Annotated in this window: 22 protein-coding genes and 1 pseudogene; 8 read left to right on the top strand and 15 right to left on the bottom strand. The window is 62.2% G+C overall.

The genetic code is table 11. From position 1 onward, the window contains the following. Positions 1–59: 59 nt before the first annotated feature. The 3 genes from PQR42_RS17200 to PQR42_RS17190 form a co-directional block, all read right to left on the bottom strand. A complete protein-coding gene (locus PQR42_RS17200) occupies positions 60–1,646 on the bottom strand; it encodes a GMC family oxidoreductase (protein ID WP_408493681.1) in 1,587 nt (528 codons plus the stop codon). 28 nt (positions 1,647–1,674) lie between these two features. After that, positions 1,675–2,358, bottom strand: a complete 684-nt coding sequence (locus tag PQR42_RS17195) for a tat (twin-arginine translocation) pathway signal sequence (protein ID WP_408389872.1) — start codon at positions 2,356–2,358, stop codon at positions 1,675–1,677. A gap of 110 nt (positions 2,359–2,468) precedes the next feature. Further along, positions 2,469–2,867 (bottom strand): VOC family protein, encoded by a 399-nt coding sequence (locus tag PQR42_RS17190; protein ID WP_408389870.1) that lies wholly within the window; start codon positions 2,865–2,867, stop codon positions 2,469–2,471. Between the two features lie 360 nt (positions 2,868–3,227). On the opposite strand from PQR42_RS17190, the gene PQR42_RS17185 reads away from it, so the two are divergent. Next, positions 3,228–3,638 (top strand): DUF2000 family protein, encoded by a 411-nt coding sequence (locus tag PQR42_RS17185; RefSeq protein WP_408389868.1) that lies wholly within the window; start codon positions 3,228–3,230, stop codon positions 3,636–3,638. A gap of 28 nt (positions 3,639–3,666) precedes the next feature. Here the strand turns inward: PQR42_RS17185 and PQR42_RS17180 are convergent, their stop codons facing one another. From PQR42_RS17180 to PQR42_RS17150, 7 genes are all read right to left on the bottom strand, one after another. Then, entirely contained in the window at positions 3,667–4,191 is a 525-nt protein-coding gene (locus PQR42_RS17180) for an Lrp/AsnC family transcriptional regulator (RefSeq protein ID WP_408389866.1), read from the bottom strand. Continuing rightward, a complete protein-coding gene (locus tag PQR42_RS17175; protein WP_408389864.1) occupies positions 4,188–5,849 on the bottom strand; it encodes an acyl-CoA synthetase in 1,662 nt (553 codons plus the stop codon). Before PQR42_RS17175 ends, PQR42_RS17180 begins: the two co-directional genes overlap by 4 nt. After that, positions 5,846–6,766 (bottom strand): SDR family oxidoreductase, encoded by a 921-nt coding sequence (locus PQR42_RS17170; RefSeq protein ID WP_408218250.1) that lies wholly within the window; start codon positions 6,764–6,766, stop codon positions 5,846–5,848. The genes PQR42_RS17175 and PQR42_RS17170 overlap by 4 nt, the downstream gene beginning before the upstream one ends. Positions 6,767–6,913: 147 nt before the next feature. Beyond that, positions 6,914–8,239 carry a dicarboxylate/amino acid:cation symporter gene (locus tag PQR42_RS17165; RefSeq protein WP_408389862.1) on the bottom strand — a complete coding sequence of 442 codons (1,326 nt, stop codon included), beginning with the start codon at positions 8,237–8,239 and terminating at the stop codon, positions 6,914–6,916. 99 nt (positions 8,240–8,338) lie between these two features. Beyond that, on the bottom strand, positions 8,339–8,950 hold the full coding sequence (gene leuD, locus PQR42_RS17160) for a 3-isopropylmalate dehydratase small subunit (RefSeq protein ID WP_408389860.1): 612 nt from the start codon (positions 8,948–8,950) through the stop codon (positions 8,339–8,341). Next, positions 8,947–10,362 carry a 3-isopropylmalate dehydratase large subunit gene (gene leuC / locus PQR42_RS17155; protein WP_408389858.1) on the bottom strand — a complete coding sequence of 472 codons (1,416 nt, stop codon included), beginning with the start codon at positions 10,360–10,362 and terminating at the stop codon, positions 8,947–8,949. Before leuC ends, leuD begins: the two co-directional genes overlap by 4 nt. A gap of 17 nt (positions 10,363–10,379) precedes the next feature. After that, the gene (locus PQR42_RS17150) at positions 10,380–11,258 is read right to left on the bottom strand and encodes an alpha/beta fold hydrolase (protein WP_408389909.1); all 879 of its coding nucleotides are present in this window, start codon (positions 11,256–11,258) and stop codon (positions 10,380–10,382) included. 94 nt (positions 11,259–11,352) lie between these two features. Here PQR42_RS17150 and PQR42_RS17145 point away from each other — a divergent pair, with 94 nt between their 5' ends. Then, positions 11,353–12,255, top strand: coding sequence for a LysR family transcriptional regulator (locus PQR42_RS17145; RefSeq protein ID WP_408389856.1), 903 nt, complete (start codon positions 11,353–11,355; stop codon positions 12,253–12,255). 31 nt (positions 12,256–12,286) lie between these two features. On the opposite strand, the gene PQR42_RS17140 is transcribed toward PQR42_RS17145, so the two are convergent. Both PQR42_RS17140 and PQR42_RS17135 read right to left on the bottom strand, forming a co-directional pair. Beyond that, positions 12,287–12,478: a hypothetical protein gene (locus tag PQR42_RS17140; protein ID WP_408218236.1), complete on the bottom strand. Its 192-nt coding sequence runs from the start codon at positions 12,476–12,478 to the stop codon at positions 12,287–12,289. Positions 12,479–12,565: 87 nt separating this feature from the next. Next, entirely contained in the window at positions 12,566–13,474 is a 909-nt protein-coding gene (locus PQR42_RS17135) for a LysR family transcriptional regulator (protein WP_408389854.1), read from the bottom strand. Positions 13,475–13,616: 142 nt separating this feature from the next. Between PQR42_RS17135 and PQR42_RS17130 the strand changes: the two genes are divergently transcribed. The 3 genes from PQR42_RS17130 (at position 13,617) to PQR42_RS17120 (ending at position 18,173) form a co-directional block, all read left to right on the top strand. After that, a complete protein-coding gene (locus tag PQR42_RS17130; RefSeq protein ID WP_408389852.1) occupies positions 13,617–15,737 on the top strand; it encodes a 3-hydroxyacyl-CoA dehydrogenase NAD-binding domain-containing protein in 2,121 nt (706 codons plus the stop codon). Positions 15,738–15,821: 84 nt separating this feature from the next. Then, entirely contained in the window at positions 15,822–17,030 is a 1,209-nt protein-coding gene (locus tag PQR42_RS17125; RefSeq protein ID WP_408389907.1) for an acyl-CoA dehydrogenase family protein, read from the top strand. Positions 17,031–17,042: 12 nt separating this feature from the next. Continuing rightward, positions 17,043–18,173: an acyl-CoA dehydrogenase family protein gene (locus PQR42_RS17120; RefSeq protein ID WP_408389850.1), complete on the top strand. Its 1,131-nt coding sequence runs from the start codon at positions 17,043–17,045 to the stop codon at positions 18,171–18,173. 314 nt (positions 18,174–18,487) lie between these two features. Here PQR42_RS17120 and bfr read toward each other — a convergent pair whose 3' ends face one another. Then, positions 18,488–18,964, bottom strand: coding sequence for a bacterioferritin (bfr, locus tag PQR42_RS17115; RefSeq protein WP_132373708.1), 477 nt, complete (start codon positions 18,962–18,964; stop codon positions 18,488–18,490). Positions 18,965–19,786: 822 nt separating this feature from the next. Here bfr and PQR42_RS17110 point away from each other — a divergent pair. After that, entirely contained in the window at positions 19,787–21,586 is a 1,800-nt protein-coding gene (locus PQR42_RS17110; RefSeq protein WP_408389848.1) for a cytochrome P450, read from the top strand. Between the two features lie 40 nt (positions 21,587–21,626). On the opposite strand, the pseudogene PQR42_RS17105 reads toward PQR42_RS17110, so the two are convergent. After that, positions 21,627–22,172 (bottom strand): annotated as a pseudogene (locus PQR42_RS17105) (NAD(P)/FAD-dependent oxidoreductase); the annotation flags it as partial. Positions 22,173–22,760: 588 nt separating this feature from the next. Then, complete coding sequence (locus PQR42_RS17100) at positions 22,761–23,651, bottom strand: LysR substrate-binding domain-containing protein (protein ID WP_408389846.1); 891 nt, start codon at positions 23,649–23,651, stop codon at positions 22,761–22,763. A 193-nt stretch (positions 23,652–23,844) separates the two neighbouring features. Here PQR42_RS17100 and PQR42_RS17095 point away from each other — a divergent pair, with 193 nt between their 5' ends. Continuing rightward, positions 23,845–24,984, top strand: a complete 1,140-nt coding sequence (locus tag PQR42_RS17095) for a M20 aminoacylase family protein (RefSeq protein ID WP_408389905.1) — start codon at positions 23,845–23,847, stop codon at positions 24,982–24,984. A gap of 38 nt (positions 24,985–25,022) precedes the next feature. Continuing rightward, on the top strand, positions 25,023–26,210 hold the full coding sequence (locus tag PQR42_RS17090) for a porin (RefSeq protein ID WP_408389844.1): 1,188 nt from the start codon (positions 25,023–25,025) through the stop codon (positions 26,208–26,210). Positions 26,211–26,283 lie beyond the last annotated feature (73 nt).

Below are 26,283 nucleotides of genomic sequence, written 5' to 3'. Positions count from 1 at the left end.
CCTCCGCCGCCCGACAATCGCATCGAACCCGAACGCCGCTCCTGCCCCGTCGAACTGCTTTACACCGCGCGTTTGTTCATCTGCCCCGCGATGTGATCGGCCTGGCGGATCGCCAGCGTGACGATCGTCAAGGTCGGATTTTCCGCCGCGCCGGTGGTGAACTGGCTGCCATCCGAAATGAACAGGTTCGACACCTCATGCGTCTGGCCGAAGCTGTTGCATACGCCGTCTTCGGCGCGCGCACTCATGCGGGCGGTGCCGAGGTTGTGCGTGGACGGATACGGCGGCACGCGATACACCGTCTTCGCGCCCGCCGCTTCGTACACCGCCGTACCCTGTTTGTACGCGTGTTCGCGCATCGCCTCGTCGTTCGGATGATCGTCGAAATGCACGTTGGCGACCGGTTGGCCGTATTGATCCTTCACGTCGGTATTCAAGGTCACACGATTGCTCTCGCGCGGCATATCCTCACCGACGATCCACATGCCCGCCGTGTACGCGTACTGGTCCATCGCCTGGGCAAATGTCGGACCCCACGCGCCCGGATCGAGAAAGGCCGCGTAAAACGGCAGGCCGAGAGAAACGGTCTCCATGTGATAGCCGCCCGCGAAGCCGCGCTGCGGATTGAACACCGCTTCGTCCTCGATGATGCCGGCCATCGTGGTGCCCTTGAACATATCCACCTTGTCGTTGAACACCGCATACACCGAGCCCGTGGTGTGGCGCATGTAGTTGCGGCCCACCTGCCCCGAGCCGTTCGCGAGCCCCTGCGGGAATTTGCTCGAATGCGAGTTCAACAGAAGCCGCGGGGTCTCGATCGAATTGCCCGCCACCGCGACGATGCGCGCTTTTTGCCGCTGCAATTTGCCTTTGCCGTCGTAGTAGAGCACTTCCTTCGCCTTGCCGCGCGCATCGGTTTCAATGCGCACCACGTGGGCCTGCGTGCGCAACTCCATATGGCCGGTCGCCTGGGCGCGCGGCAATTCCGTGTAGAGCGTCGACCACTTGGCGCCCGTGCGGCAGCCCTGAAAACAGAAGCCGCGCTGGAAGCAATGCGCGCGGTCGTCGCGTACCACGCTATTGATCGCCATGTGGCCGGTATTGCATTCCTTGTAGCCGACCTTCATCGCGCCGGCCGACATCACCTTGAAGTTGTTGTTGCCCGGCAAGCCCGGCAAACCGTTCGTGCGCGTCACGCCCATTTTCTGCGACGCGCGGTCGTAGTACGGTTCGAGATCGTCACGCGTGAGCGGCCAGTCGAGCAGATTGGCGTCCTTGATATCGCCGTAGGTCGTCTTCGCCTTGAACTCGTACGGCTGGATGCGCAGACTCGCGCCGGCCCAGTGCGTGGTCGTGCCGCCCACCGTCTTGCAGATCCACGCGGGCAGATTCGGAAAATCCTTGGCGATGCGCCAGGTGCCCGACGTGGTGCGTTTGTCGAGCCATGACAGCATCTGGAACGAGCCCCATTCGTCAGTCGTGAAATCGGCCTGCGTATGCAGCTTGCCCGCTTCCAGCACGACGACGTTGATGCCCTTCTGCGCCAGTTCGTTGGCGAGCGTGCCGCCGCCCGCGCCCGAACCGATGATCACGACGACCTTGTCGTCGTTGTGCGAAAAACGCACCTTGTTGTTGTCCTGAGTCATGTCTTGTCTCCGCTGGCTGTCGTGGCGATTAGCTATCCGTCGGGATCGGGCCGCTGGCGGCGGCCGGTGGATTGGGCAGCCACGAGAGACTGTTGAAGCCCTTGGTCAGATAGCCGCCGTCGCCTTCCGAAGCGCCGTAGCCGAAGTGCGCATACGCCATGGTGTTGGCGTACAGCGAGACCACCGCGGTGCTGCGTATCGTGTTGAAGAAGGGCGTGCCCGCGAGCGACGCGACGTCTTTCGCCTGGTCGGAAGGTGTGCGCTTGAGCCAGTCGGAGCCGGCTTGCGCGTCGAGTTGCTTGACGCCGTCCGCGAGTTGCCGACGCACCGCCGGGTCGGCTTTCGCTTTCGCGTCGAGGTCCTTGACCACCAGCGCATAGACCGCGTTGTCGAGCGTGGCGTGCGGATAGAGCTGCCGCGTGAAGGCCAGAATCACCTCGCCCTGATGCGTGTCCAGCCCTTGCAGTTCGAGCGCCCAGGCGCGGCTCGGCGCGAGCGTCGACAACACCGACGAGAACGCCAGCGTGCCCATCAGCACACCCGTGCCTCGCAATAGTTCACGCCGCGTGAGCGGAATCCGCATGGCGGCCGCGGCCGCCTTCGCCGCGCGATGTTCGCCGCCGTGTTCGTGCGCGTGTTCGTGGGGATGCGCATGCTCATGATCATGACGTGCGTGATCGGACGCGACGATCGGGATGACCGTTGTCTTCATGTCTGTCTCCTTGGTCGGCCGGAGTTGGCGCTCGAGCGCTTACTCCGGTCGCATGCATCGTTGCTGTGGGGTAATGCAACTACGCGCGGCGGCCGCCTGGATTGTTTTTACTATTGATAGTGGCCGTAGCGTTCCAACACTTCGATCTTGTAGCCGTCAGGGTCCTGAATAAAAAAGTAGCGCGCCAGCAACTCGCCGTCGTCGTTGTGAAACTCGCGCAGATCGTTGGGCGCCATACCGAGATCGAGCAGACGCTGCCGTTCGCTCTTCGCATCGTCGACAACAAACGCGACGTGACCGTAGCCGTCGCCATGCGAATACGGATCCGCCCGGTCCTTGTTCCACGTGAGTTCTATTTCGGCGTCGGCTTTCGCATTGCGCAAATAGACGAGCGAGAAATCCGGAAAGTCGAGCCGGTGCGATACGTCGAAATTGAAAGCCTTTTGATAGAACTGCAGCGAGCGCGGCAGATCGTGCACACGGATCATCGTGTGAATGAGTTTGGCCATCGTGTCTCCTCCTGTTTGAATCAAGTTTAGGAGGCCGCCCACGCGAGTGGTAATGCACGGCTAAATCGCGCCAGGGACTTGCCCTATGCTGCGGGAGCGTCGATTGCGGGGTTTTCGTTCGCGCGTCGACGGCGCAAACAGCGATGGACATGGCGCCGCGTCAGGTTGCATTGCAGCACGCGCAGCGGTTCAAGCGAGGATGCGCCGAATGGCATTAGGCAAAACCCAACGTCGACGTTGTGCTAACGCGTATCCGGTGAAGCCCATTCGTTTTTGCCTCGTGCCCATGCACACGCGCCTCGAGTTTCCATAAGATTAGGGTTGTGGTGCCATCCTGAATGTTGTGGAGCGCAGTGCGTTATGGAATTCGATACGAAAGTCGCGATCATCGTGCTGGACGATCTCGCTGTCTGGCAAAAACTCAATGTGACCGCATTTCTCGCGACGGGGATCGCCGGCGCCGCACCGGAGGCGATGGGCGAGCCGTACGAGGACGCGGCGGGCCGCCGGCACGCGCCTCTGCTCGGCCAGCCGATGATGGTGTATCAGTCGGACAACGCGGGTTTGCTGCGCGCGTTTCGCCAGGGCATCGAACGCGAATTGACGCGCGCCGTGTATGTGCGCGCGATGTTTGCGACCGGCCACGATCAGGCGAACCGCGAGGTATTCCGCGCCGAACCCGCCGATGCGCCCGACCTCGTCGGCATTGCCGTGCGCGGGCCGAAGAAGGCGGTCGATAAAGCCGTAAAAGGTCTCTCACTGCATGCGTGACACGCAGCGCCTCGCTCAGGCTCAAAGCTCAGAGTTCAGGACTCGGGCCGCGCTCCAGATAAGTATTCAGCGCGATATAACTGCGGGTGCCGGTAAAGCCCTCGATCGCATGAATGCGCGCGAGCAGTTGTTCGAGCGATTGCGTGTCGCGCGTGCGGACTTTGAGCAGCATTGCGCTCTCGCCTGTCACGGTGTGAATCTCCTCGACGTCCGATAGCTCCTGCAGCGCCAGCAGTTGCCGCGTCACTGCCCAACTCGTCGTATCGACATGCACGAACGCGAGCAATGGGCGGTTGAGCCTCGCGGCGTCGAGCGCGGCGACGGTGGCCTTGATCACGCCTTCCTTCTTCAAACGCCGGGCGCGTTCGTGGACCGCGGGCGCCGACAGAAACAGCAGTTTGCCAAGTTCGGCGTAAGTCCGCGTGGCGTCTTCGGCGAGCAGCGCCAGCAGCTTGCGGTCGGTGTCGTCGAGCGAGGCCGCGCCCGCTTGGGCGCCCGGCGTCCGGAGCGCCCTGCCGCTGCGAGTCGAGGGTGGACGTGGGCGGGTGCTCATCGCTTTGCTGTGGGATTATCCCCGTCTTCTCCGAGCCCCTCGCGCAAGGCTTTGCGGATCACCTTGCCGGTCGCCGTCAACGGCAGGCTGTCGACAAAGCGGATCTCGCGTGGATATTCGTGCGCGGCGAGGCGCGTCTTGACGTGTTGCTGGATCTCGCGCACGAGCGCCTCGTCGCCGACAAAGCCGGCGTTCAGCACCACGAACGCCATCACGATCTCCGTGCGCTCGCGATCCGGCGCGCCGATCACGGCCGCCATCGAAACAGCCGGATGACGCAGCAATGAATCTTCGATCGAAGCCGGCCCGATTCGATAACCGGCGCTCGTGATCACGTCGTCGCCACGGCCGACGAAGCGGATGAAGCCGTCCACGTCGCGCGTGCCGAGGTCGCCGGTCAGCAGAAACTTGCCGCGGAATTTTTCGCGGGTCGCCGCCTCGTTGCCCCAGTAGCCGAGGAACATGACCGGATCGGGCGCGGCCACCGCGATGTCGCCGATCGCGCCCGGCGGCAGTTCGTTGCCGTGCATATCGACGATGGCGACATGATGCCCCGGCACCGCGCGGCCGATCGCGCCGACGCATGGCTCGAACAGCGCCGCGCACGACGACACCACGACATTGCATTCCGTCTGCCCATAGAACTCGTTGATCGTCACGCCCAGCGCCGTGCGGCCCCAGCCGATCAATTCCTCGCCGAGCGATTCGCCGCCGCTTGCCACCGAGCGCAACGCGAGGCTCCAGCGTTCGGGATGGTCGACGCCGCGCATCATCTTCAGCGCGGTCGGCGGCAAGAACGTGTGCGAGACCGCGTGACGCGCCATCAGATCGAACGCGGCCTGGCCGTCGAATTTCGCAAAGCGGCGCGCCAACACCGCGACGCCGTGATGCCATGAAGGCAGCAGCACGTCGAACAGGCCGCCGATCCACGCCCAGTCCGCGGGCGTCCACATCAGCGTGGCATGCGCGGGAAAGCCCTGCTGCGACATCTCGACACCCGGCAGATGACCGAGCAACACGCGATGCCCGTGCAACGCGCCCTTCGGTTTGCCGGTCGTGCCCGATGTATAGATGATGACCGCGGGATCGTCGGCGCCGGTGTCGGCGGGCGTGAAGCTGGCCGATGCGCTGTTCAGCGCCTGCCAGAAGGAACGCACGGGTACTTGCGGATCGCCGTTGTCCTGATCGATATCCACGCTGAAGACGCTGCGCAATGCCGGCAACGCCGCGCGGATTTCGTCGACCTTCTGCACGCCGCCGCGATCGGTAATCAACGCCACGGCGCCGCTATCGCCGAGCCGATGCTCGATCGCGTCGACGCCGAATAGCGCGAAAAGCGGCACGGCCACCATGCCGGCCTTGTAGGCGGCGAGATGCGCGATCGCCGTTTCGATCGATTGCGAGAGGAAGATGCCGATGCGGTCGCCGCGTTGCGCGCCCGCTGCGAGCAACGCATTGGCGAAGCGGTCGGACAGCGCCTTCAACTGGTCGAACGTATAGCGTGTGGCGTTGCCCCCGGCGTCTTCGTAGATCAGCGCGAGGCGGCCCGAACCGTCGGCCCATTTGTCGCATACGTCGACGCCGATGTTGTAGCGTGCCGGGATGTGCCACGCGAAGTTTGCCGCGAGTGATTCATAGGTCTGGCCGTCGAGATTCATCGTGTCTGCTCCTGCAAGCCCGTCGGAGGTTGATAGCGCGGGAAACCGTTATATTCGATCGTACGCTGCGCTTCCGCGAGCGGCCATGAATGGCGCGCGTTCGGCACGCCGCCGTCGACGCGGATCACCGTGCCATTGATGAACGCCGACGCCTCCGACAATAGAAAGACCGCCGCGCTGGCGAGTTCGGATTCGGTGCCAAAGCGCTGCAATGGAACCTTGTGCTTCAGCGTGCGCAGCAGCGCCTGGTACTCTTCGTTGTAGCTGTCCATGCCCGCGGACGCAATCCAGCCGGGCGCGACCGCGTTGACTCTGACGCCCGCGTGGCCCCATTCGCAGGCGGCCGTTTCGGTGAAGTTCCATACGCCGGCGCGCGCCGCGCCCGAGTGACCCATACCGGGCATGCCGCCCCAGATATCGGCCAGCATGTTGACGATCGCGCCGCCGTGGGTTTGCATCCATTGGGTATAGCACTCGCGGGACATCAAGAACGTGCCGTGCAGATTGTTGCGCACGACCGCGTCCCAGCCGTTCAACGATATGTTTTCGAGTCTGGCGGGGAATTGGCCGCCTGCGCAATTGAAGAGACCGTCCACGCGGCCCAGATCCGTGATGATCGAGGCGATCGTTTCGCGGACCTGTTGCTCGTTGCGGATGTCGCAGGAGTAAAGCTTGTGGCCGTCGGCTGAGTGCGGATGATCCTCGGCCAGTTCGGCTTGCACCGCTTTCAGCTTGTCCTCGCTTCGGCCGACCAGCGCCAGGGTCGCCCCTAAGGATGCGAGTTCGTGAGCCGTGCATCGGCCAAGCCCGCTTCCCGCGCCGGTGACGATGACCACCTTGCCGGCGAAAAGACCTGCGCGGAAAACTGAACGATAGCCGTTGGACGGCGGTGACGTACTCGACGAAGCTGCGGGCATTCGGGTGTCTCCTTCATGTGCTGCGCTTTCGATGTTTTCTGAGTTTAGCTCAAGTTTTGCCCGCGTGTTGTGTACGGTCACATTTTTTTCTTCTGCCACTAAGTCATTGGCATGGAGCCAATCTTTTGAGCCAGACTCAATTCTCACTCACTCGACTTCCCGCGCGGCCCCCACCAGCGCGCCTTCATCACCCGCACCCGCCGGCACGCCCGCAACCGGCCGCGCCAGCGCCGCTCTCAGCTTGTCCCGATCCAGCTCCTTCTCCCACGCCGCAATCACAATCGACGCCACGCCATTACCCATCGTATTGGTCAGCGCCCGGCACTCCGACATGAAACGGTCGATGCCGAGAATCAGCACCATCGCCGTCACCGGCACGGTCGGCACCACGGAAAGACTCGCGGCCAGCGTGATGAAGCCCGCCCCCGTGACGCCCGTCGAACCCTTGGACGTCAGCATCGTCACCGCCAGCAGCGTGATTTCCTGAGCGATCGTCAGATGCGTGTTGGTAGCCTGCGCCAGAAACAGCACGGCCAGCGTCATGTAGATATTGGTGCCGTCGAGATTGAACGAGTAGCCGGTCGGCACCACGAGTCCGACAATGCCGCGCGAGCAGCCCAGCCGTTCGAGTTTCTCCATCAGTTGCGGCAACGCGGCTTCGGACGTCGAGGTTCCGAGCACGATCAGCAACTCATCCTTGATGTACACGACGAAGCGCCACAAGCTGAAGCCGCATGCCCTCGCTATCAAGCCAAGACCGCAGGTGACGAACAGAAACGCGGTCAGATAGAACGTGCCGATCAGTTTCATCATCGGCAGCAAGGAGACGATGCCGTATTTGCCGATCGTGAACGCAATCGCGCCGAATGCGCCGATCGGGGCGAGGCTGGTGATCATCCGCACGATGCGGAAGAACGTTTTCGACAGCAGTTCAATCAGGCCGATCAACGGTTTGGCGGGTTCGCCCATCACCGCGAGCGCGGTGCCGAACAACATCGCGATCAACAACACCGGCAGGATATCGCCCTGCGTGAAAGCGCCGGCGAACGTGTCGGGAATGATGTGCATGAAAAAGCCCGCGAGCCCTTCGCCGTGCGCGGCTTGTGCGGCATAACCCGCGATCGCGCCGGCATCGAGCGAGGCGGGATCGACGTTAAAGCCGATGCCCGGTTTCAGCACATGCGCGGCGAGCAGGCCGATCGCCAGCGCAAGCGTCGACACCACTTCGAAATACAGCAAGGCCTTGCCGCCGACGCGCCCGACCTTGCGCATGTCGTGCATGCTGGCAATGCCGGTGACGACCGTGCAGAAAATCACCGGGCTGATGATCATGCGCACGAGTTTGATGAAGGCGTCGCCGAGCGGTTTCATGGCCACGGCGTCCGCGGGCAGAAAATGCCCCAACGCCACGCCGATGACGATCGCCACGATCACCTGCACGTACAGCACCTTGTAGAGCGGCTTGAGTTTCATGTCTCCTCCGTTTTCTGGGGCAAAGCGCGTCCCTTCCCTTCTTGCGGGGAATCTGTCACGCGCAGTTCGGTTGAATGACGGCGCGACGGCCGCCGGGTGTTACAACACGGCGGCCCAGTTATGCCGCGCGAAATGGTCCCGCTCGAATGCCTCGATGTCGTGCAATGAAGCGAGCGTGAGATCGATAGTGTCCATGCCTTCGATCACCATCTGTTTATGGCGGGCGCCTAAAGGAAAAGTGAACACGCGTCCCGCGCCGGACGTCACGGTTTGCTGTTCGATATCGATATGTAGCGATGCTGCGGGTTGCGTTGCCGCGTCGTGCAACAGGACGTCGATCGCGTCACGTTCCAGTTGAACCAACAGCAGGCGGTTGTTCATCGCGTTCGAATAGAAGATCTCCGCGAAGCTCGGCGCGATGACCGCCTCGAAGCCGGATTGCTGAAGTCCCCACACCGCGTGCTCGCGGCTCGACCCACAGCCGAAGTTCGAGCCGCCGATCAGAATGCGCGCGTCGCGATACTCAGGCTGATTCAACACGCAATCGTCGCGCGGTTCGCCTTGCGCGTCGAAACGCAAATCGTAGAGCAAGCCTTCCTTGAGCCCGGCCTTGTCGATGATGCGCAGAAATTGCTTCGGCATGATCTGATCGGTATCGAGGTTCTCGATCGGCAAAGGCGCGGCAGTGCCACGGAGTTCAGTGAGTCTCATGGCTGTGTCTCCAGCGTGCGGACGTCGGTGATGCGTCCGGTCAGTGCGGCCGCCGCGGCCATCGCGGGGCTCATCAAATGTGTGCGGCCGCCTCGGCCCTGGCGTCCCTCGAAATTGCGGTTGGTGGTGGACGCGCAGCGTTCGCCGAGCGCCAGAAAATCGTCGTTCATCGCGAGACACATCGAGCAGCCCGGCTCGCGCCATTCGAAGCCGGCCTCGCGCAATGTCGTCGCGATGCCTTCGGCTTCCGCCTGGCGGCGCACGCTGCCCGAACCCGGCACGACCATCGCGCGCACGCCCTGCGCGACGTGGCGTCCCGCGACGATCGACGCGACGATGCGCAGATCTTCGATGCGTCCATTGGTGCAGGAGCCGATGAACACGCGATCGATCGGCGTGCCGGCAATCGGCTGATCCGCGTCGAGACCGATATAGTCGAGCGCGCGGCGCAACGCGGCGGCGGCTTCCGGGGTCTTTTGCGCGGCCGCGGCGGGAATCCGTTCGTCGACGGCAATCGCCTGGTCGGGACTCGTGCCCCACGTGACGAACGGCGCGATATCGCGCGCATCGAAACGATGCTCGCTGTCGAAGCGCGCGCCGGGGTCCGATTTCAGTTCGCGCCAGTCGTTCATCGCGGCGTGCCACGCGGCTTCATCGAGCGACGTTGCGTGCGCGCGGACGTAGTCGAACGTGGTGGCATCGGGCGCGATCAGCGCGGCACGCGCACCCGCTTCGACGGTCATATTGCACAACGTCATGCGCGCTTCCGCCGACAGCGACGCGATGGTCGATCCGGCAAATTCCACCGCAAAGCCGCGCGCGCCCTGCGCGCCGATGCGGCTGATGATCCACAGAATCAGATCCTTCGACGACGTGCCGTACGGCAACGCGCCCTCGATCGTGATGCGCATGGTCTGCGCGATGCGATACACCAGCGTCTGCGTGGCGAGCACATGTTCGACCTCGGACGTGCCGATGCCGAAACCCAGCGCGCCGAGCGCGCCGTACGTGGTGGTGTGGCTGTCGCCGCACAGCACGACCATGCCCGGCCGCACCAGCCCGCGTTCGGGTGCGACGATATGTTCGATACCTTGCAGCGGATCGTTCGCCGCATGCAGCGCGATGCCGGCCTCGGCACAATTGAGCGCGAGGTTGTTCGCCAGCAGCAACGACGAGGCATCGCGAATCACGCGCGGCGATTCGGCGTGCGTCGGAATGATGTGGCTGACCACCGCAAGCTGCTGCTTCGGCCGGCGCACGCGCCGCGCTTTCGCCGCCAGCGCACTGAAGGCCTGCGGGCTGGTGTATTCGTTCATCAGATGCAGATCGACGTAGAGCAGCACGTTCTGTTCATCGACACGCGTCACAAGGTGTGAATCGACCAGCTTCTGGTAAAGGGTTCGGGTTGACATGATGAAGGCTCGAGCGGCTAGGACTGCAGAAACGGAAGGACGCGTTCGAGCAGCAACTCGGGCGCTTCCTCGGGAATGTAGTGACCGCACGGCAGCGCCGCGCCGCTCACGTGCTGCGCCCATTGCCGCCATTCGGCGAGCGGCTCGAAGCATTGCTCGATCACGCCTTGCGCGCCCCACAACGCCAGGAAATCGCATTCGATCTTCTGCCCTTCGGCGAGCGACGCGCGATCATGATCGAGGTCGATGGTGATGCTCGCGCGGTAGTCCTCGCAGATGCCATGCGCGGTGCCGGGGTCGCTCAGGCAGCGCAGATACTCGGCGTAGGCCGCGTCGGTGAACGGTGCGAGGCCGGCGCTGCGCGCGCCGATGGTCTGCTTCAGATAGAGATCGGGGTCCGCGCGAATCAGCGTCTCGGGAAACGGCGCGGGGCGCACGAGAAAGAACCAGTGCCAGTAAGCGCGCGCGAAGTCGAACGAGGTTTGTTCGTACATCGCGAGTGTCGGCGCGACGTCGAGCGTCACGAGCCGCGTCACGGTTTGCGGATGATCGAGCGCCATGCGGGCCGCCACGCGCCCGCCGCGGTCGTGGCCGATCACGGCGAAGCGGTCGAATCCTTGCGCGCGCATCAGGGCGACCTGATCGGCGGCCATGCGGCGCTTCGAATAATTGCCGTGGTCGTAGGTGCCCTGCGGTTTGCCGCTGTCGCCATAGCCGCGCAAATCCGCGGCGATCAACGTGAAGTGTTGGGCCAGGGTCGGCGCGACCTTGTGCCAGATCGCGTGCGTCTGCGGATGGCCGTGCAACAGCAGCAAAGCCGGTCCGGTGCCGCCACGAATCGCGTTGATGCGGATGCCGTCGACCTCGGCCGACGCGTCTGTGAAACCTGCAAACATCATTGCCTCCCATGTTTGAATGAAGTCTAATTGATGCCTGCAACGATATGGTTTCTCCTAAGGCAATCCGGAATTAACTTTTTGGAACGAATCGATGGACGGCTTTTCCGACCTGAATCTGTTCGCGCTGGTGGCGCGCCACCGCAATCTCGCCGCGGCCGCGCGCGAACTGGGCGTCACGCCGCCGTCCATCAGCAAGCGGCTCGCGCAACTCGAACAGCGCCTCGGCGTGCGCCTCGTGAACCGCACCACGCGGCGCGTCAGCCTGACCGCGGAGGGCGAGATCTATCTGGCGAACGGCTCGCGCATCCTCGACGACCTTGCCGAACTCGAACAACTGGTCACGCAGAGCCGCGCCGAACCGGCCGGTCTGTTACGAGTGAACGCGTCGTTCGGCTTCGGACGCGCGCACATCGCCCCGGCGATTTCGCGTTTCAGCGAGCGTTTCCCGTCGATGAAGATTCAATTGCATCTGACGGACCGGCCGGTCAGCTTGCAGGAAGAAGGCTTCGATCTCGGGATTCGTTTCGGCGAAGTGCCGGATGCGCGCATCAACGCACGTTTGCTGCTGAAGAATCAGCGTGTCGTGTGCGCGTCGCCAGCATATGTGAAGCGGCACGGCGCTCCGCCGATGCCGCACGACCTCACGCGCCATGCCTGCCTCGTCTTACGCGAAAACGAATCGGCGTACGGGACGTGGCATTTCTCGCGCGGCAAGAAATCGGAGACGGTGAAGGTGGACGGTCCGTTGAGCAGCAACGACGGCAGCGCCGTGCTGAAGTGGGCGCTCGACGGCCGCGGCGTCGCCGTGCGTTCGGCGTGGGAAATCGCCGGACATCTACGGCGCGGCGAACTGGTGCCCCTCTTGACCGAGTGGACACTGCCGAACGCGGATATTCACGCCATCTATCTGGAGCGGCATCGTCTGTCGGCCAAACTGAGAACGTTTATCGACTTTCTCGGTGACGAGTTGCGCGAGACTGTTCCGCGGAGCTAGCGAGATGTGGACCGAAGCGGGCGCGATGCGCTTACCCTGCCCGCTTGTTTCGCTGTTCTGTCCGGCTCGCGCGCCAGCGCAACAGAAACCCGATGAGCGCGGCAAAAGCGGCAGTCGCCGCATAACCGGCAAGGCGAATCGCGTCTTCGCCCGGCAAGCGCGAGATCAACAGAACGACTATGGCGAGGGCCAGCACGGCTAGAAGTCCGATGATCCATTTCATCTCATGTCTCCGCGACCACGGTTGTGAAGTGAAGCGCCGCTGTTTTGTCTAGCATACCTGCGCGAGACGCGAGATGAACGTCGTCGTTTACGTGGGCAAACCTCTGCCCGTGCCATGCGCCTGCTGCAAAATGAAATCGATGAACGTCGACGCCGCACGCGTGTGATGCCGGTTCGGCATATACAGCATGTACATGTGCGTCCCGAAGATGCTCAAACGCCACTCATCGAGCGCGGTCACCACGTCGCCACGGCGCAGATCGTCCTGCACCACATAATCCGGCACGAGCCCCACTCCCAGCCCGGCAAGCACCGCCTGGCGCAAGAACAGAAAGTTCTCGGAGATGATGCTCGGCTCCAGCAGCACTTCGTGCCGTTCGTCGCGCAAGTAAGCGGCCACGCGCAGTTGCCTGCCGACCACCGCCGCCGTAATCAGCGGCGCCGTGCGGAGGTCGCCGAGTTGCTGCGGCATGCCGTGCCGTTCCGCAAAGTCCGGCGACGCGCACGCCACATACCGCACCGGCCCCATGTCGCGCGCGACAAGGTTTTGCGGCGGCTCGGACATCACGCGCACGGCGATATCGACTTCATCGCGCATCAGGTCCTCGACACGGTTCTCGAACATCACATCCAGCACGATGCCCGGATAAAGACGCTTGAACGCGATCAGCCAGTCCGACATGACGAGTTGCCCATAACCGCTCGGCACGCTCAGCCGCACCCGCCCTTGCAGGCTTTGCCCGAGCGTGGTGACGGACTCGCGCGCGGCGAGCAGCGCGTTCTGGATCGTGCGGCCATGTTCGTAAAGCTGCAGGCCGATCTCGGTCGGCTCGACGCGGCGCGTGGTGCGCCTCACCAGTTGCAGCCCGATGGAGCGCTCCAACTGGTTCAGGTGGTAGCTCACGTTCGCGCGGCTCATTTTCAACCGGCGCGCGGCTTCGCTGAGATTGCCCGCGTCGAGAATGTCCACCAGCAAGGTCAGGGAATTGACGTCCACGGCGGCACCTTTGTCAAAGAAACTTTGACAGTCTGTCAACCGTCCATGTAATTGTCAATAAACCTTGACCGACCCACAATCGGAGAACTCGCCAGACCCGGCATGCTTCCGAATGCAACCGATCACAATCAGGAGACGACACATGACCCCCAACCCTTCGGCCGATGTTGTGACACGCGAATTGCGCGGCAAGGTGCTGCTCGTGACGATTGACCACGCGCCGGTGAACGCGCTTTCCGCCGACGTGCGGCGCGGCCTGCTCGCCGCCGTCGAAGCCGCGGATGCCGACCAGGCCGTGGAAGCCGTATTGATCGTCGGCGCGGGGCGCAATTTCATCGCCGGCGCGGACATTCGCGAGTTCGGCAAGCCGCCGGTGCCGCCGTCGCTCCCGGACGTGTGCAACCGCATCGAAGCGTGCACGAAGCCGGTAGTCGCCGCGATTCACGGCGCGGCGCTCGGCGGCGGTCTGGAAGTGGCGCTCGCGGCGCATTACCGGATTGCCGTCGACGGCGCGAAGCTCGGCTTGCCCGAAGTGCAACTCGGCCTGTTGCCGGGCGCGGGCGGCACGCAGCGCACGCCGCGCCTGATCGGCGCGCAGGCCGCGCTCGATCTGATCCTGAGCGGCCGCCACGCTAGCGCCAAGGAAGCGCTGGCGCTCGGTCTGATCGACCGCCTCGGCAGCAGCGACGACATCCTCGCCGAAGGGCTCGCCTACGTGCACGAGTTGCTGGCCGCCCACGCGCCGGTGCGTCGCACACGCGATGCCGCTGCACTCGGCGACCGCGCCACGAGCCTCGCCGCCGTCGCCACGGCGCGCGCGGAAACCGCGAAGAAATCGCGCGGCCTGTTCTCGCCGCTGAAAATCGTCGACGCCGTCGAGGCCGCCATCGAACAGCCTTTCGACGACGGTCTGCGGCTCGAACGCAAGCTGTTCCTCGAATGCATCGACAGCCCGCAGCGCGCCGGCCTGATTCACGCGTTCTTTGCCGAGCGCGAAGTACTCAAGGCGCCGGAAACGCGCGACGCCAAACCGCGCGTGCTGAACACGATCGGCGTGGTGGGCGGCGGCACGATGGGCGCGGGCATCGCCGTGGCGGTGCTCGACGCGGGCTTGCCGGTGACGATGATCGAACGTGACGACGCATCGCTCGCACGCGGCCGCGCGCACATCGAGAAGGTCTACGACGGCCTGATCGCCAAAGGCCGCATGAGCGCGGAGAAGAAGGCCGCGCTCATGGCGCGCTGGAGCGGCAGCACGTCGTATGATGCGCTCGCCGACGCCGATCTCGTGATCGAAGCCGTATTCGAAGACCTCGCGGTCAAACAGGCCGTGTTCGCCGAACTCGATCGCGTCTGCAAAGCGGGCGCCGTGCTCGCGACGAACACGTCGTATCTCGACATCGACGCGATCGCGGCGAGCATTTCGCGCCCCGCCGACGTGATCGGCCTGCACTTCTTCTCGCCCGCCAACATCATGAAGCTGCTGGAAGTGGTGGTGCCGAAACAGGTCAGCGCCGACGTGGTCGCCACCGCGTTCGAGCTCGCGAAAAAATTGCGCAAGACGCCGGTGCGCGCCGGCGTGTGCGACGGTTTCATCGGCAACCGTGTGCTGGCCGTGTATCGCAGCGCCGCGGATGCCATGATGGAAGACGGCGCCTCGCCCTATCAGATCGACGCGGCCGTGCGCGCGTTCGGCTTTCCGATGGGACCGTTCCAGGTGGTGGATCTGGCGGGCGGCGACATCGGCTGGGCGACACGCAAGCGGCGCGCGGCCACGCGCAATCCCGCGGCACGTTATGTGCAGATCTCCGATCGTTTGTGCGAGCGAAGCTGGTTCGGCCAGAAGACCGGACGCGGCTTCTATCTGTATCCCGAAGGATCGCGCAACGGCACGCCCGATCCGGAAGTCGAGGCGATCATCGACGCCGAGCGCGCACGCGCCGGCATCACGCCGCGCAGCTTCACTGACGAAGAGATCATCCGCCGCTACATGGCCGCGATGATCAACGAAGGCGCTAATGTCGTGCATGAACGTATCGCGCTGCGGCCGTTGGACGTCGACGTGACCTTCCTGTACGGCTACGGCTTTCCGCGTTATCGCGGCGGTCCGATGAAATACGCCGACATGGTCGGCCTGCCGAAGATCCTTGCCGACATCCGCGAGTTCGCCAAGGAAGATCCGCTCTTCTGGAAGCCCTCGCCGCTGCTGGTCGAACTGGTGGAACGCGGCGCCGATTTCGCGAGCCTGAACCAGAGCGTCTGAAACGGCGCATCATCGACGTGCATCATGATGACCGGCCGCGCCCTGCGCGCGCCGGTCGCTCAATCCTATCCGGAAGAACCCGCCATGGATCTGAATTTCACTCCCGAGGAAGAAGCCTTCCGCGCCGACGTGCAGGCCTTTCTGCGCGACAAGCTCCCGCAGCGTCTCGCCGACAAGGTGCACGGCGGCCGACGTCTCACGCGCGACGACATGGCCGAATGGCACGCGATTCTCAACGCGCAAGGCTGGCTCGCCAATCACTGGCCGAAAGAGTACGGCGGCCCCGGTTGGAACGCGGTGCAGAAATTCATCTTCGAAAACGAATGCTCGCTGGCCGGCGCGCCGCGCGTGGTGCCGTTCGGCGTCAACATGCTCGGCCCGGTGCTGATCAAATACGCCAGCGAAGCGCAAAAGCGTCATTGGCTGCCGCGTATTCTCGACGGCTCGGACTGGTGGTGCCAGGGCTATTCGGAACCGGGCGCCGGCTCCGATCTCGCCTCGGTCAAAACCACCGCCGTGCGTGGCATCGATGCGCAGGGCGAGCACTACATCGTCAACGGCCAGAAGACGTGGACCACGCTCGGCCACTTCGCGAACATGATCTTCTGCCTCGTGCGCAGCGCCACTGACGTCCGCAAGCAGGAAGGCATCAGCTTCCTGCTGATCGACATGAAGACGCCGGGCGTCGAAGTGCGCCCGATCATCACGCTCGACGGCGAGCACGAAGTCAACGAAGTGTTCTTCACCGACGTGCGCGTGCCGGTCGAGAACCTGGTCGGCGAAGAGAACAAGGGCTGGACCTACGCCAAGTATCTGCTCACGTATGAGCGCACCAATATCGCGGGCGTCGGCTTCTCGGTGGCCGCGTTCAACCGTCTGCGCAAGATCGCCGCGAAGCAGCGGCGCAACGGCCGGCCACTCGCGCAAGACCCCGCGTTCGCGGCACGCATGGCGCGCGTCGAGATCGATCTGGAGAACATGAAGACCACCAATCTGCGCGTGATCGCGGCGGTGGCGGGCGGCGGCGTGCCCGGCGCCGAAAGTTCGATGCTGAAGATTCGGGGCACCGAGATCCGTCAGGAAATCTCGTCGCTCACGCGCCGCGCGATGGGTCCGTACGCGCAGCCGTTCGTCGAGGAAGCCTTGCACGACGGCTTCGAAGGCACGCCGGTCGGCCCCGACGAAGCCGCGAGCGCCGCGTCGCTTTACTTCAACAATCGCAAGCTGTCGATCTTCGGCGGTTCGAACGAAATCCAGAAGAACATCATTTCCAAAATGATCCTGGGACTGTAAGGGACGCACGTCATGAATTTCCAGCACACCGAAGACCGCCGCATGCTGGCGGATACGCTCAACCGTTTTGTCAGCGAGCAATACGGCTTCGAGACGCGCGACCGGATCGCGCAGTCGGCGCAGGGCTACAGCAGCGAGCTGTGGAACCGCTTTGCCGAGCTCGGCATTATCGGCGCACTGTTCGATGAAGCCGACGGCGGATTCGGCGGCGGTGGCTTCGATATCGCCGTGGTGTTCGAGAGCCTCGGCCGCGGCCTTGTCGTCGAGCCGTTTCTCGATACGCTGATCGTCGGCCGCGCCGTTGCGCGGAGCGGCGACGAGGCGCAAAAGGCCGCGCTTGGTGAATTGATCGACGGCTCGCGGATCGTCGCGCTCGCGCACGGCGAGCCGGACAGTCACTATGAACTGTCCCGCGTGACGACGCGCGCGCAGCGCAGCGGTGCCAAGTGGCAACTGAACGGCGCGAAAGCGGTGGTTCAGCACGGCGAACACGCTTCGCTCTTTCTGGTCTCGGCGCGCACGAGCGGTGACGACGATAGCGAAGCAGGCGTGACGCTTTTTCTCGTGCCGCGCGACGCGGCCGGCGTCAGCGTGCGTGGCTATCGCAAGATCGACGGCGGCCGTGCGGCTGAAGTGACGTTCGAGAGCGTCACGCTCGGCGACAACGCCGTGCTCGGTACGGTGGATGCGGGCTTCGCGACGCTCGAATACGCGGTTGGCTGCGGCGTACTGGCTCTGTGTTCCGAAGCCGTCGGCGCGATGGATGTCGCCAAGGATTACACGCTCGAGTATCTGCGCACGCGCAAGCAGTTCGGCGTGCCGATCGGCAGCTTCCAGGCGTTGCAGCATCGCATGGCCGACATGCTGCTGGAAATCGAGCAGGCCCGCTCGGCGGTGATCAATGCGGCGGCGGCGCTCGGCGCCGAACGCAAGGTGCGCGAGCGCGCGGTGTCGGCGGCCAAGTACAGCATCGGGCGGATCGGCGCGCTAGTGGCGGAGGAATGCATTCAATTGCATGGCGGGATCGGCATGACGTGGGAACTGCCGCTCGCACACTACGCGAAGCGCCTCGTGATGATCGATCATCAACTCGGCGACGAGGACCATCATCTCGAACGATTCGTCGCGCTGGGCCGCGAATGAGCGCGCTGCGCGGGGTAGTGAACGTCAATCGATGAATCTGGTAGATGTTTGCTGGAGTATGGCAATCGCGTCGGCCTGTTTCTGTGCAACCAGGCCTGCAACCATCCGTGATGATCACGGTACAGGGCGCGCACGCTCTGTTGCGCGTCGAGTAGGACGGCAGACACTGAACAACCCCTTTTGTATCGAACGTCTTACATACCAATCATTCGCATCTAAAAGCCAATGCCGCCTGGCGCCCAATGATGGGCGCCCCACGCTCGGGCCAGCGCGCAGGCGTTCAGGTCATCCGCAAGCCGCACGCTAAAGCGAACTCACTCCGGCGAATCCATTCCCGATTGCAGATAGTTCTGGATGCCGACCTTGTCGATCAACTCCAGATTGGTCTCGAGCCAATCGATATGTTCTTCGGTGTCGTCGAGAATATGGGTCAATATCTCGCGCGAGATGAAGTCGCGAACCGATTCGCAATAAACGATGGCCTCCTTGCAGGTGGCCTGCGACATCTGTTCCAGCTTCAGATCGCACTCCATGATCTCTTTGGTTTCTTCGCCGATCAGCAGCTTGTGGAGGTCTTGCAGATTAGGCAGGCCGTTCAGCATGAAGATGCGCTCGATCAGCAGATCGGCGTGCTTCATCTCGCCGATGGATTCGTCATATTCATGCTTGCCGAGCTTGTCGAGCCCCCAGTGGCCGTACATGCGCGCGTGCAGGAAATACTGATTGATCGCGGTGAGTTCGTTCTTCAGTTGCGAGTTCAGGTATTCCAGGACCTTTGGGTCGCCTTGCATATTACCTCCCTGTTTCGTGTGCGAAGACCCCGGTGCCGGCGAAAGGATGATGGGTCGAGCAGGCTCTTCGGTGGCGTCGCACCAACACGGAACCGGCCTCATGTCTTATGTTTTTTGCCGTTATCCCAGCATAGCGCATCGAATCGGCAAGGCAAAAAATGAGAATTGTTACCAACGGCTTACGGTAAGGGTTACGCCAGCGTAGACAACGCGCCGCAAGCGGCATGCCACCTGGGGCGCTGGCTTTAACAACGGCGAAAGCGGACGAGATTCGCGCATTGCGGAACCGACGCGCCGCCATCTATCTACGCCGTGCCGACGAGCCCAGCCTGGTGGACTTCAGCGCCGCACCAATCATCTTTGCCGCGCGAATCGTCGATCGTGCCGGGCCGCGCAATGCGTTCGCAGACTTCGTAGTACGCAAGAAAACTACTCGCCCTCGTCCCACGCGACGGTCCTGCATCAGGTAGAGTGCCATCCAAATGAAAAGGCGGCACGACACTAGAAAGAGTGCTTGGCTCACCTCGATAAACGACTAGTATGGTTTGGTGAGCGCCCTCCTCGGACCTCGGGGAACACAGCTTGGATCGCGACTCATCTGTCGCACAAACCTGGCACAGGATTTCCGCCCTGATGCCCGCTCACGACGCCAATTAAATGCGGTGCGTAGTTACATGAATGCGCCCGTTTCCTCACGCTGCGCAAGAACCTGCTTGCACGTTGCAACGTAAGAGCGTTCGCCGTCGACAAGACGCCGAACCGTCTCCCATGGCTTCGTGCGGTCGATGAAACGATGCCTGTCCGGCGCGAAGGAGCGACAAGATGAACGTGAGTCTTCAGGCAATGAGATCGGGCTCCCCAGACAAGGTGGTGGTTGCGCGCACGACCGAACTCGAAGACAACAGCATCAAGGCGGTGAGCATCGACGGAATCGATTTGATCGTTCTGCGGGACGGCAACGCCGTTTCGATTTTTCAGGGCCGCTGCCCGCATCAAGGCACTCTGCTATCCGAAGGAACCGTAAAAGATGGCCTGCTAACTTGCCGGGCGCACGGTTGGCAGTTCAGTTGCTCGTCAGGCTGCAAACAAGGACCGAGTAGCTCGAATCTGAAGCACTTCGAAGCATTCGTCGACGACGGCGAAGTGAAAGTCGATCGCAATGAGGTGCGCGCATGGAATGCGCAGCGCTCTGCCCCAGCGGAGACAACGCCAAGCCGCAGATCTTCCGTGAGGTCGCTTTCGCAGCTTCCTGGCCCAAAGCGAGCTCCGTTTCTCGGCAATGCGTTGCAGCTGCGACCCGAGAAGCTGCACCTCGTGCTCGAGCAGTGGTCCCGGGAGTTCGGCCCTGTGTACACGTTCAGGATGATCGGCCGCCCTTTCGTTGCGATCGCTGATCCGATTCTCATCAGTCAAGTCTTGCGCGATCGACCCGGAGCTTATCGACGGTGGAACGTGATCGAAACGGTCGCGCGCGAGTTAGGCATCAACGGCGTCTTCTCGGCGGAAGGCGAGGCCTGGCGAAGGCAACGGCAACTCGTCGCGAAGGCATTGGATCCCCTGCATCTGCGTGCCTTCTTCCCGTTGCTCTGCGAGATGACACGTCGATTGCTGCAACGCTGGGAGAGAGCGGCTCGCGACCAGCAATCCATCGACATTCAGAAGGACCTGATGCGATACACGGTGGACGTCACCACCAATCTTGCGTTCGGATATGACATGGACACCATCGAAAGCGAGGGCGACGTCATCCAGCGGCATCTCGAAGTCGTGTTCCCGATGATCAACCGGCGGATCAATGCCCCCTTCCCCTATTGGCATTACGTCAAGCTACCCGCCGACAAGACGCTGGATCGCGCGTTGATTGCCGTTCAGTCGCTCACGAAGGAACTCATTGCCGCCAACCGCGCGCGGCTCGCGCAGCGCTCGGAAGCGGAGACGATGCCCACGAACCTGCTCGAGGCGCTGCTCATGGCGCAACAGGAAGGCGAGGCGCCGCTGACAGACGACGAAGTGCTGGCCAATGTGTTCACCATCCTGTTGGCTGGACAGGACACGACGGCGAACACCATCGCCTGGGTTGTGTACTTCATGGCGTCTCAACCGGACGTCCAGCGCAAAATGCAGGAAGAAGTCGATGCCGTTATCGGATCCGCGTCCATGCTCGAAGATTTCGACGCGGGCGACGCGCTCCTCTATCTGAACGCGGTAATCAGCGAGTCCATGCGGCTCAAATCCGTTACGCCCGTTCTTGCAGTCGAGCCGAATTACGACGTGCAAGTGGGCGACATTGCGATCCCGAAGGGCGCGGTGCTGTCACTATTGACGCGCGAGGCAGGACTGCAGCAGGGAGGCGACTCGGCGGCGGACGGATTCGATCCGGACCGCTGGCTCACCGGCGCGAGTGCTGCCAGTCATCATCAAGCGGGCTTCATGCCGTTCGGCTCGGGACCACGCCTATGTCCGGGACGCAGCCTCGCCTTGATGGAAGTGAGATCGGCAGTGGCCATGCTGTGCCGCAACTTCGACCTGTTGCAGGTCAAGGATGCGCCCGAGGTGGAGGAAGTGTTCGCGTTTTCGATGGTGCCGCGAAACCTGCGCGTCGAACTGCGGCGGCGGAGCTAGTCGATTCATCGACGCAAGTCGGGCTCCCTTCGACGCGCGCTCACGAAAGCGCGTCGAGCAGCGCATACCAGGCCACCCCCGCGCTGATATAAAACCGCTGCAATGCATGCAACGGTACCGGCTCGATCGAAGTCGGCGGAAGCGGCAAGTCCCGCGCCGTGCCAGCGATAAACGCGGCCAGATGCTTGCCCAACGTCGTCGCCATCGCGATGCCACGTCCGTTGTAACCGAGCGCGATCGTCACGCCTTCCGCCGGCACATGGATGTGCGGCAAGAAGTTACGCGTAATGGCGATGCGGCCCGCCCAGCGGAATTCGTACCCGGTGCCCTTCAACTGTGGAAACATCAACTGGGCCGCACGCTCGAGATGCGCCCAATCCGCTGCGTTGCGAGGTTCGCGAAATGGCCCGCGACCGCCCATCAGCAAACGTCCGTTCGCGTCCTTGCGAAAGTACAGCAGCAGGCGCCGCGAATCGGACGCCACTTCGCCGCCCGGCAGAATCGTTGCGCCGATGTCGCTCGGCAGCGGCTTCGTCGCGACAATGAAGCTGTTTGCCGCGATCACCGATTGCGCAAGGCGTGGCCACCCACGCGCGCATCGCGACCTCAGTAACCTTGCGCTTGCCAACAAGCGCCCTCGCGTCGACCGGGGATTCCGCCGCGTGTTCCGCTAATGTGATCGCCCAGATCTACGAGAATATGGCGAACTTTATTCGCGGCCGGCGGAATAACACGCCGTCTGCAGCGGAGTTGAGAGACCGACGTCGGTTTGCATAAAACCGTTCCCGCTTCTTGCAGAAAGTTGTTTCTAGCCTTTAGACGTGAAACAAGCGTCGCGCGATACCGCGACTGCACGGGGCACCCCAAAACGATAGCGCTTTCGTCGGAATTCAGATCGGCCACATGCGAGCGGTGTGGACAAACTTGCAAAATTGCCTAAAGCGTCGGCCGGAGGAACAATTTTCTGCAAAGCTTGTTGAGGCAAACTTGTTCCCGATGCCTCTGTAAGCCCCGATTCGACTGGACGCGAGCAGGACCAAAATTGCGCAAGCCAACGGCAGTATCGCCTTCGGGGCAACATTCATAGTCGTACACCTATGACGCGACCGGAATGGCCACAGGCCAACGCACCGTAGCCAATTTCCCGCCGCCCCGTAAACATCGCAGCGGGGCCTCACGCATTCGCTGCGTCCGTGATGCAACGAATGAAATACTCAGACGGGCGCGTGAGGATCGCGCTTTCGCGTTGCATAAGTCGCAGTTTCGAGTCGCGCGATGTTTGTATGAATTCGAGCTTGCGGAACTGTCCGCGCACATTGACAGAGCCAAGCGCGTGAGACGACCACGCAACGACCGCATCAACCGTGGCCGCGAGGCTGTAAAGAAGCGCTTGAGATGTACAGAGGGTCATGCGGCGCGGCGCTGGCAAGCCGTGCTGTCCGAACAATTCAGCGAGGTACGCTGGATACGCACTGGTGGTGTCCGAATATAGCCACTCGGCGTCGCACAGATCTTTCAATGATGTTGCATCCGCCAGCAGACCGTTTTGCCGCACTGCAAATGCCGTCGGGAACGTCGCTATTTCGACGCATTGGATAGACGGATCAGAGACGACTTCTGAAGACGTGGCTAGCGCAAAGTCGAGCGTACCTTGGCGCAGGCTATCGAGCAACGTCGAAGGTGGTTGTTCCAGGAAACGCACCCTGATGTGTGGCATGTCCTGCCGAAACCGCTCATAAGCACCCGGCAGCAGGGTTAGCGCGCTTATCGGCGTCACGCCAAGCGTGACAGTCCCTTCAAGCGCACCGCGCTCCATCGCCATCTGCTCCTCGGCCCGTGCGAACTCGCCAACGATCAGGCGTGCACGTCGTAACAGAGAAGCTCCAGTGGACGTCAGCGTCACGCCGCTCACGCTGCGGGCAAGAAGCGTAATGCCGATATCAGACTCGAGTTCGCGAATGGCTTTGGTAATAGCCGGTTGACTGACAAATAGCGCCCGCGATGCTCCGATGATGCTGCCCTGATCTGCGACCGCCACCAGTGCACGGAGTTGATGGAGTTTCATGTCCGCAAGTCTCTCACACAATTCTATAACCCTTGGTTATAGACATAATACCTTATCATTTTTTTGTTCATATCCACAGCCTTAGACTGCCCTTCGATCCGCGCTGTGTCTGATTCAGCGCGACATTGCAAACCTGTCTGAGGAGCTGGCGTTGTCCCGAAGTGTAGATATTCATCCTGATATCCGCGAGCACATGGCGGAATTTGTCGAATTGCGTCAGCGTATTCATTCCCGTCCTGAACTGGGTTTCGAAGAGACCGAAACGAGTCAGCTAGTTGCGCAGAAGCTGCAGGAGTGGGGATATGACGTAACCGAAGGCGTGGGCGGTACCGGCGTGATCGGGCAACTGAAGGTCGGCGATGGCTCACGCAGGATCGGCATCCGCGCTGACATGGACGCGTTGCCGATCATCGAGAATACCCGGCTACCTTATGCCAGTCAGGTGCACGGCAAGATGCACGCATGCGGTCATGATGGTCATACCGCGATTCTGTTGGCGACTGCCCACTACCTGGCGCGTACACGTCGGTTCAGCGGCACCTTGAACCTTATTTTTCAACCAGCTGAAGAGGGTCTAGGCGGGGCGCTGCGGATGATCGCGGACGGCCTGTTCGAGCGGTTTCCTTGCGACGGGGTATACGCCCTCCATAACGCGCCCGGATTGCCCGTTGGGCAATTTGTCGTGCAAAGCGGGGCCGTGGCGGCTTCGTCAGACTCGGTAACGATCACGCTGACGGGCAAGGGCAGTCACGGCGCCATGCCGCACTTTGCGCGGGACCCGGTCGTAGCAGCCGCAAGCATTGTCATGGCGCTTCAGACCATTGTCTCGCGCAACATCTCGACGGCAGACGCGGCAGTCGTAACCGTGGGTGCAATCCAGGCTGGCACCGCTCATAACGTCGTGCCGTCGACGGCAAAAATCCTCGTCACGGTACGAACCCTCAACAGAGCCGTTCAGACGCTGATCGAATCACGCCTGCGTGAGATCGTCGAGTTCCAGGCTCGCAGTCTGGGTGTCGATGCGGAAATCAACTACAAGGCGATCTCCGGCGTCCTGGTGAATACGCCGAAAGAAACCGCGTTGGCCCGGGAGGCAATTACAGCGGTGGTGGGTGCTGAAAACATCTTGCCGGTACCCCCTGGAAGAATGGGCAGCGAAGACTTCTCATGGATGCTCGATAAAGTACCCGGCTGCTATGTGGCACTCGGCAATGGCGCGGAGGGCCATGGCAGCTGCATGATTCATAACCCGGGTTATGACTTTAACGATGAAGCGTTGCCGGTCGGCGTCAGCTATTGGGCCCGCCTGGTCGAACAGTATCTGACCGCCTGACGTCAGCTGCCGACTCCCTACTAGAATAAAGACCTGAGATGAAATATATAAAGACCGTCTGTGTTGCGGGGATCGTATGGTTCTCTCACGCGGCTTACGCAGACTCGTTTATCCAATCCAACTTGTCCACGTTACCGCAGTACAACACCGCTCTCCTGAGCAATGGAATTTCGCTCTATGGTGTCGTCGACGTGGGCCTCAATTACCAGAGCGTTGGGGGAAAATCGCTCTGGCAGATGCAGAGTGGTGGCGTGCATACATCGCAGTTCGGTTTTTTTGGTCGGGAAGATCTGGGCGGCGGTCTGAAGGCTGTATTCAACCTGGAAAGCGGCTTCGAGCTTAACAACGGAAGCCTGGAGACGAGCCAGACATTGTTTGATCGTGAGGCGTGGGTCGGCCTTAGTTCGACGACATGGGGCGATCTGCGCGTTGGACGTCAGCCGAGCGCAAACCTCCCGGAGTTGGCCGACCCGTATGGAGAGGTCGTCACCAACTCCGTCGTGACCTGGCTCGCTGGTGGCGCGGTTCAGACGAGAAAGGGTATCGGCTACAACGCCGACCTTGGGCCGGGGTCGAGCCAGGTGCTGGTCCGCGAGAGCAATGCAGTAAGCTGGACGACTCCTCGCGTCGCAGGCCTGGGGGCCACATTCCTGTATGCATTCAACGGTACACAGGGCGTCGCCCCGTATGCTTTGAATGAAGGTGTTGTAGCCTCATGGACGAACGCCTCTCTGTATCTTGCGGCGGCTTATAACCAGGTGTGGAGCACGCCTGTTGCAACGGCGTCCGGAACGCAAACCGTGCGTAACGACATATATGGCGTTTCGGCCATCTACGATGTAGGCACATTTGTGTTGTCGGCCGCGTTCGATCAGGTGGCGCCGCATCTCGCGGGCAACGGTATTGCGCGTTCGTATATGTTGGGAGGGATTCTGCCATTTGGGCCTCATGCCCTGCGAGCGTCGTTCGTCTATCGCGACGCCTCCGGTGTTCGTGACGACGCAGGGCTACCAGCAAAAGATTCGGCGCTGGGTGTGATGCTTGGTTACGACTACAACCTGTCAAAGCGCACCGGACTGTATGCCCGTGCGGGCTTGATCCGGAACTACGGTATTTCATCCGTCATCCTGAACGGAACGCCGTTACCCACACAACCGGGCTCCGCAGCGCCTGAGCAGGGTACGACACCGTTGACCGTATCTCTCGGCATGTATCACAAGTTCTGAACTCGAACACAACAATCCCACGCTGAGTCAGCGCCCTCTACATGGGCGCCGCTCCAGCGCGATCTCCAGGTTT

The sequence above is a fragment of the Paraburkholderia sediminicola genome (genome assembly GCF_046027355.1).
GTDB classification, from domain to species: domain Bacteria; phylum Pseudomonadota; class Gammaproteobacteria; order Burkholderiales; family Burkholderiaceae; genus Paraburkholderia; species Paraburkholderia sediminicola_B.
This window is presented reverse-complemented; position numbering and strand designations above follow the sequence as displayed.

Excerpts from the sequence above, each read along its gene's own strand:
- PQR42_RS17090 (WP_408389844.1), top strand. The coding sequence starts at position 25,023 with ATGAAATATATAAAGACCGTCTGTGTTGCGGGGATCGTATGGTTCTCT.
- PQR42_RS17195 (WP_408389872.1), bottom strand. The coding sequence starts at position 2,358 with ATGAAGACAACGGTCATCCCGATCGTCGCGTCCGATCACGCACGTCAT.
- PQR42_RS17150 (WP_408389909.1), bottom strand. The coding sequence starts at position 11,258 with ATGTTTGCAGGTTTCACAGACGCGTCGGCCGAGGTCGACGGCATCCGC.
- PQR42_RS17185 (WP_408389868.1), top strand. The coding sequence starts at position 3,228 with ATGGAATTCGATACGAAAGTCGCGATCATCGTGCTGGACGATCTCGCT.
- PQR42_RS17100 (WP_408389846.1), bottom strand. The coding sequence starts at position 23,651 with ATGAAACTCCATCAACTCCGTGCACTGGTGGCGGTCGCAGATCAGGGC.
- leuC (WP_408389858.1), bottom strand. The coding sequence starts at position 10,362 with ATGTCAACCCGAACCCTTTACCAGAAGCTGGTCGATTCACACCTTGTG.
- PQR42_RS17095 (WP_408389905.1), top strand. The coding sequence starts at position 23,845 with ATGGCGGAATTTGTCGAATTGCGTCAGCGTATTCATTCCCGTCCTGAA.
- PQR42_RS17175 (WP_408389864.1), bottom strand. The coding sequence starts at position 5,849 with ATGAATCTCGACGGCCAGACCTATGAATCACTCGCGGCAAACTTCGCG.
- leuD (WP_408389860.1), bottom strand. The coding sequence starts at position 8,950 with ATGAGACTCACTGAACTCCGTGGCACTGCCGCGCCTTTGCCGATCGAG.
- PQR42_RS17120 (WP_408389850.1), top strand. The coding sequence starts at position 17,043 with ATGAATTTCCAGCACACCGAAGACCGCCGCATGCTGGCGGATACGCTC.
- PQR42_RS17140 (WP_408218236.1), bottom strand. The coding sequence starts at position 12,478 with ATGAAATGGATCATCGGACTTCTAGCCGTGCTGGCCCTCGCCATAGTC.
- PQR42_RS17110 (WP_408389848.1), top strand. The coding sequence starts at position 19,787 with ATGAACGTGAGTCTTCAGGCAATGAGATCGGGCTCCCCAGACAAGGTG.
- PQR42_RS17200 (WP_408493681.1), bottom strand. The coding sequence starts at position 1,646 with ATGACTCAGGACAACAACAAGGTGCGTTTTTCGCACAACGACGACAAG.
- PQR42_RS17180 (WP_408389866.1), bottom strand. The coding sequence starts at position 4,191 with ATGAGCACCCGCCCACGTCCACCCTCGACTCGCAGCGGCAGGGCGCTC.
- PQR42_RS17145 (WP_408389856.1), top strand. The coding sequence starts at position 11,353 with ATGGACGGCTTTTCCGACCTGAATCTGTTCGCGCTGGTGGCGCGCCAC.
- bfr (WP_132373708.1), bottom strand. The coding sequence starts at position 18,964 with ATGCAAGGCGACCCAAAGGTCCTGGAATACCTGAACTCGCAACTGAAG.
- PQR42_RS17125 (WP_408389907.1), top strand. The coding sequence starts at position 15,822 with ATGGATCTGAATTTCACTCCCGAGGAAGAAGCCTTCCGCGCCGACGTG.
- PQR42_RS17170 (WP_408218250.1), bottom strand. The coding sequence starts at position 6,766 with ATGCCCGCAGCTTCGTCGAGTACGTCACCGCCGTCCAACGGCTATCGT.
- PQR42_RS17165 (WP_408389862.1), bottom strand. The coding sequence starts at position 8,239 with ATGAAACTCAAGCCGCTCTACAAGGTGCTGTACGTGCAGGTGATCGTG.
- PQR42_RS17190 (WP_408389870.1), bottom strand. The coding sequence starts at position 2,867 with ATGGCCAAACTCATTCACACGATGATCCGTGTGCACGATCTGCCGCGC.
- PQR42_RS17130 (WP_408389852.1), top strand. The coding sequence starts at position 13,617 with ATGACCCCCAACCCTTCGGCCGATGTTGTGACACGCGAATTGCGCGGC.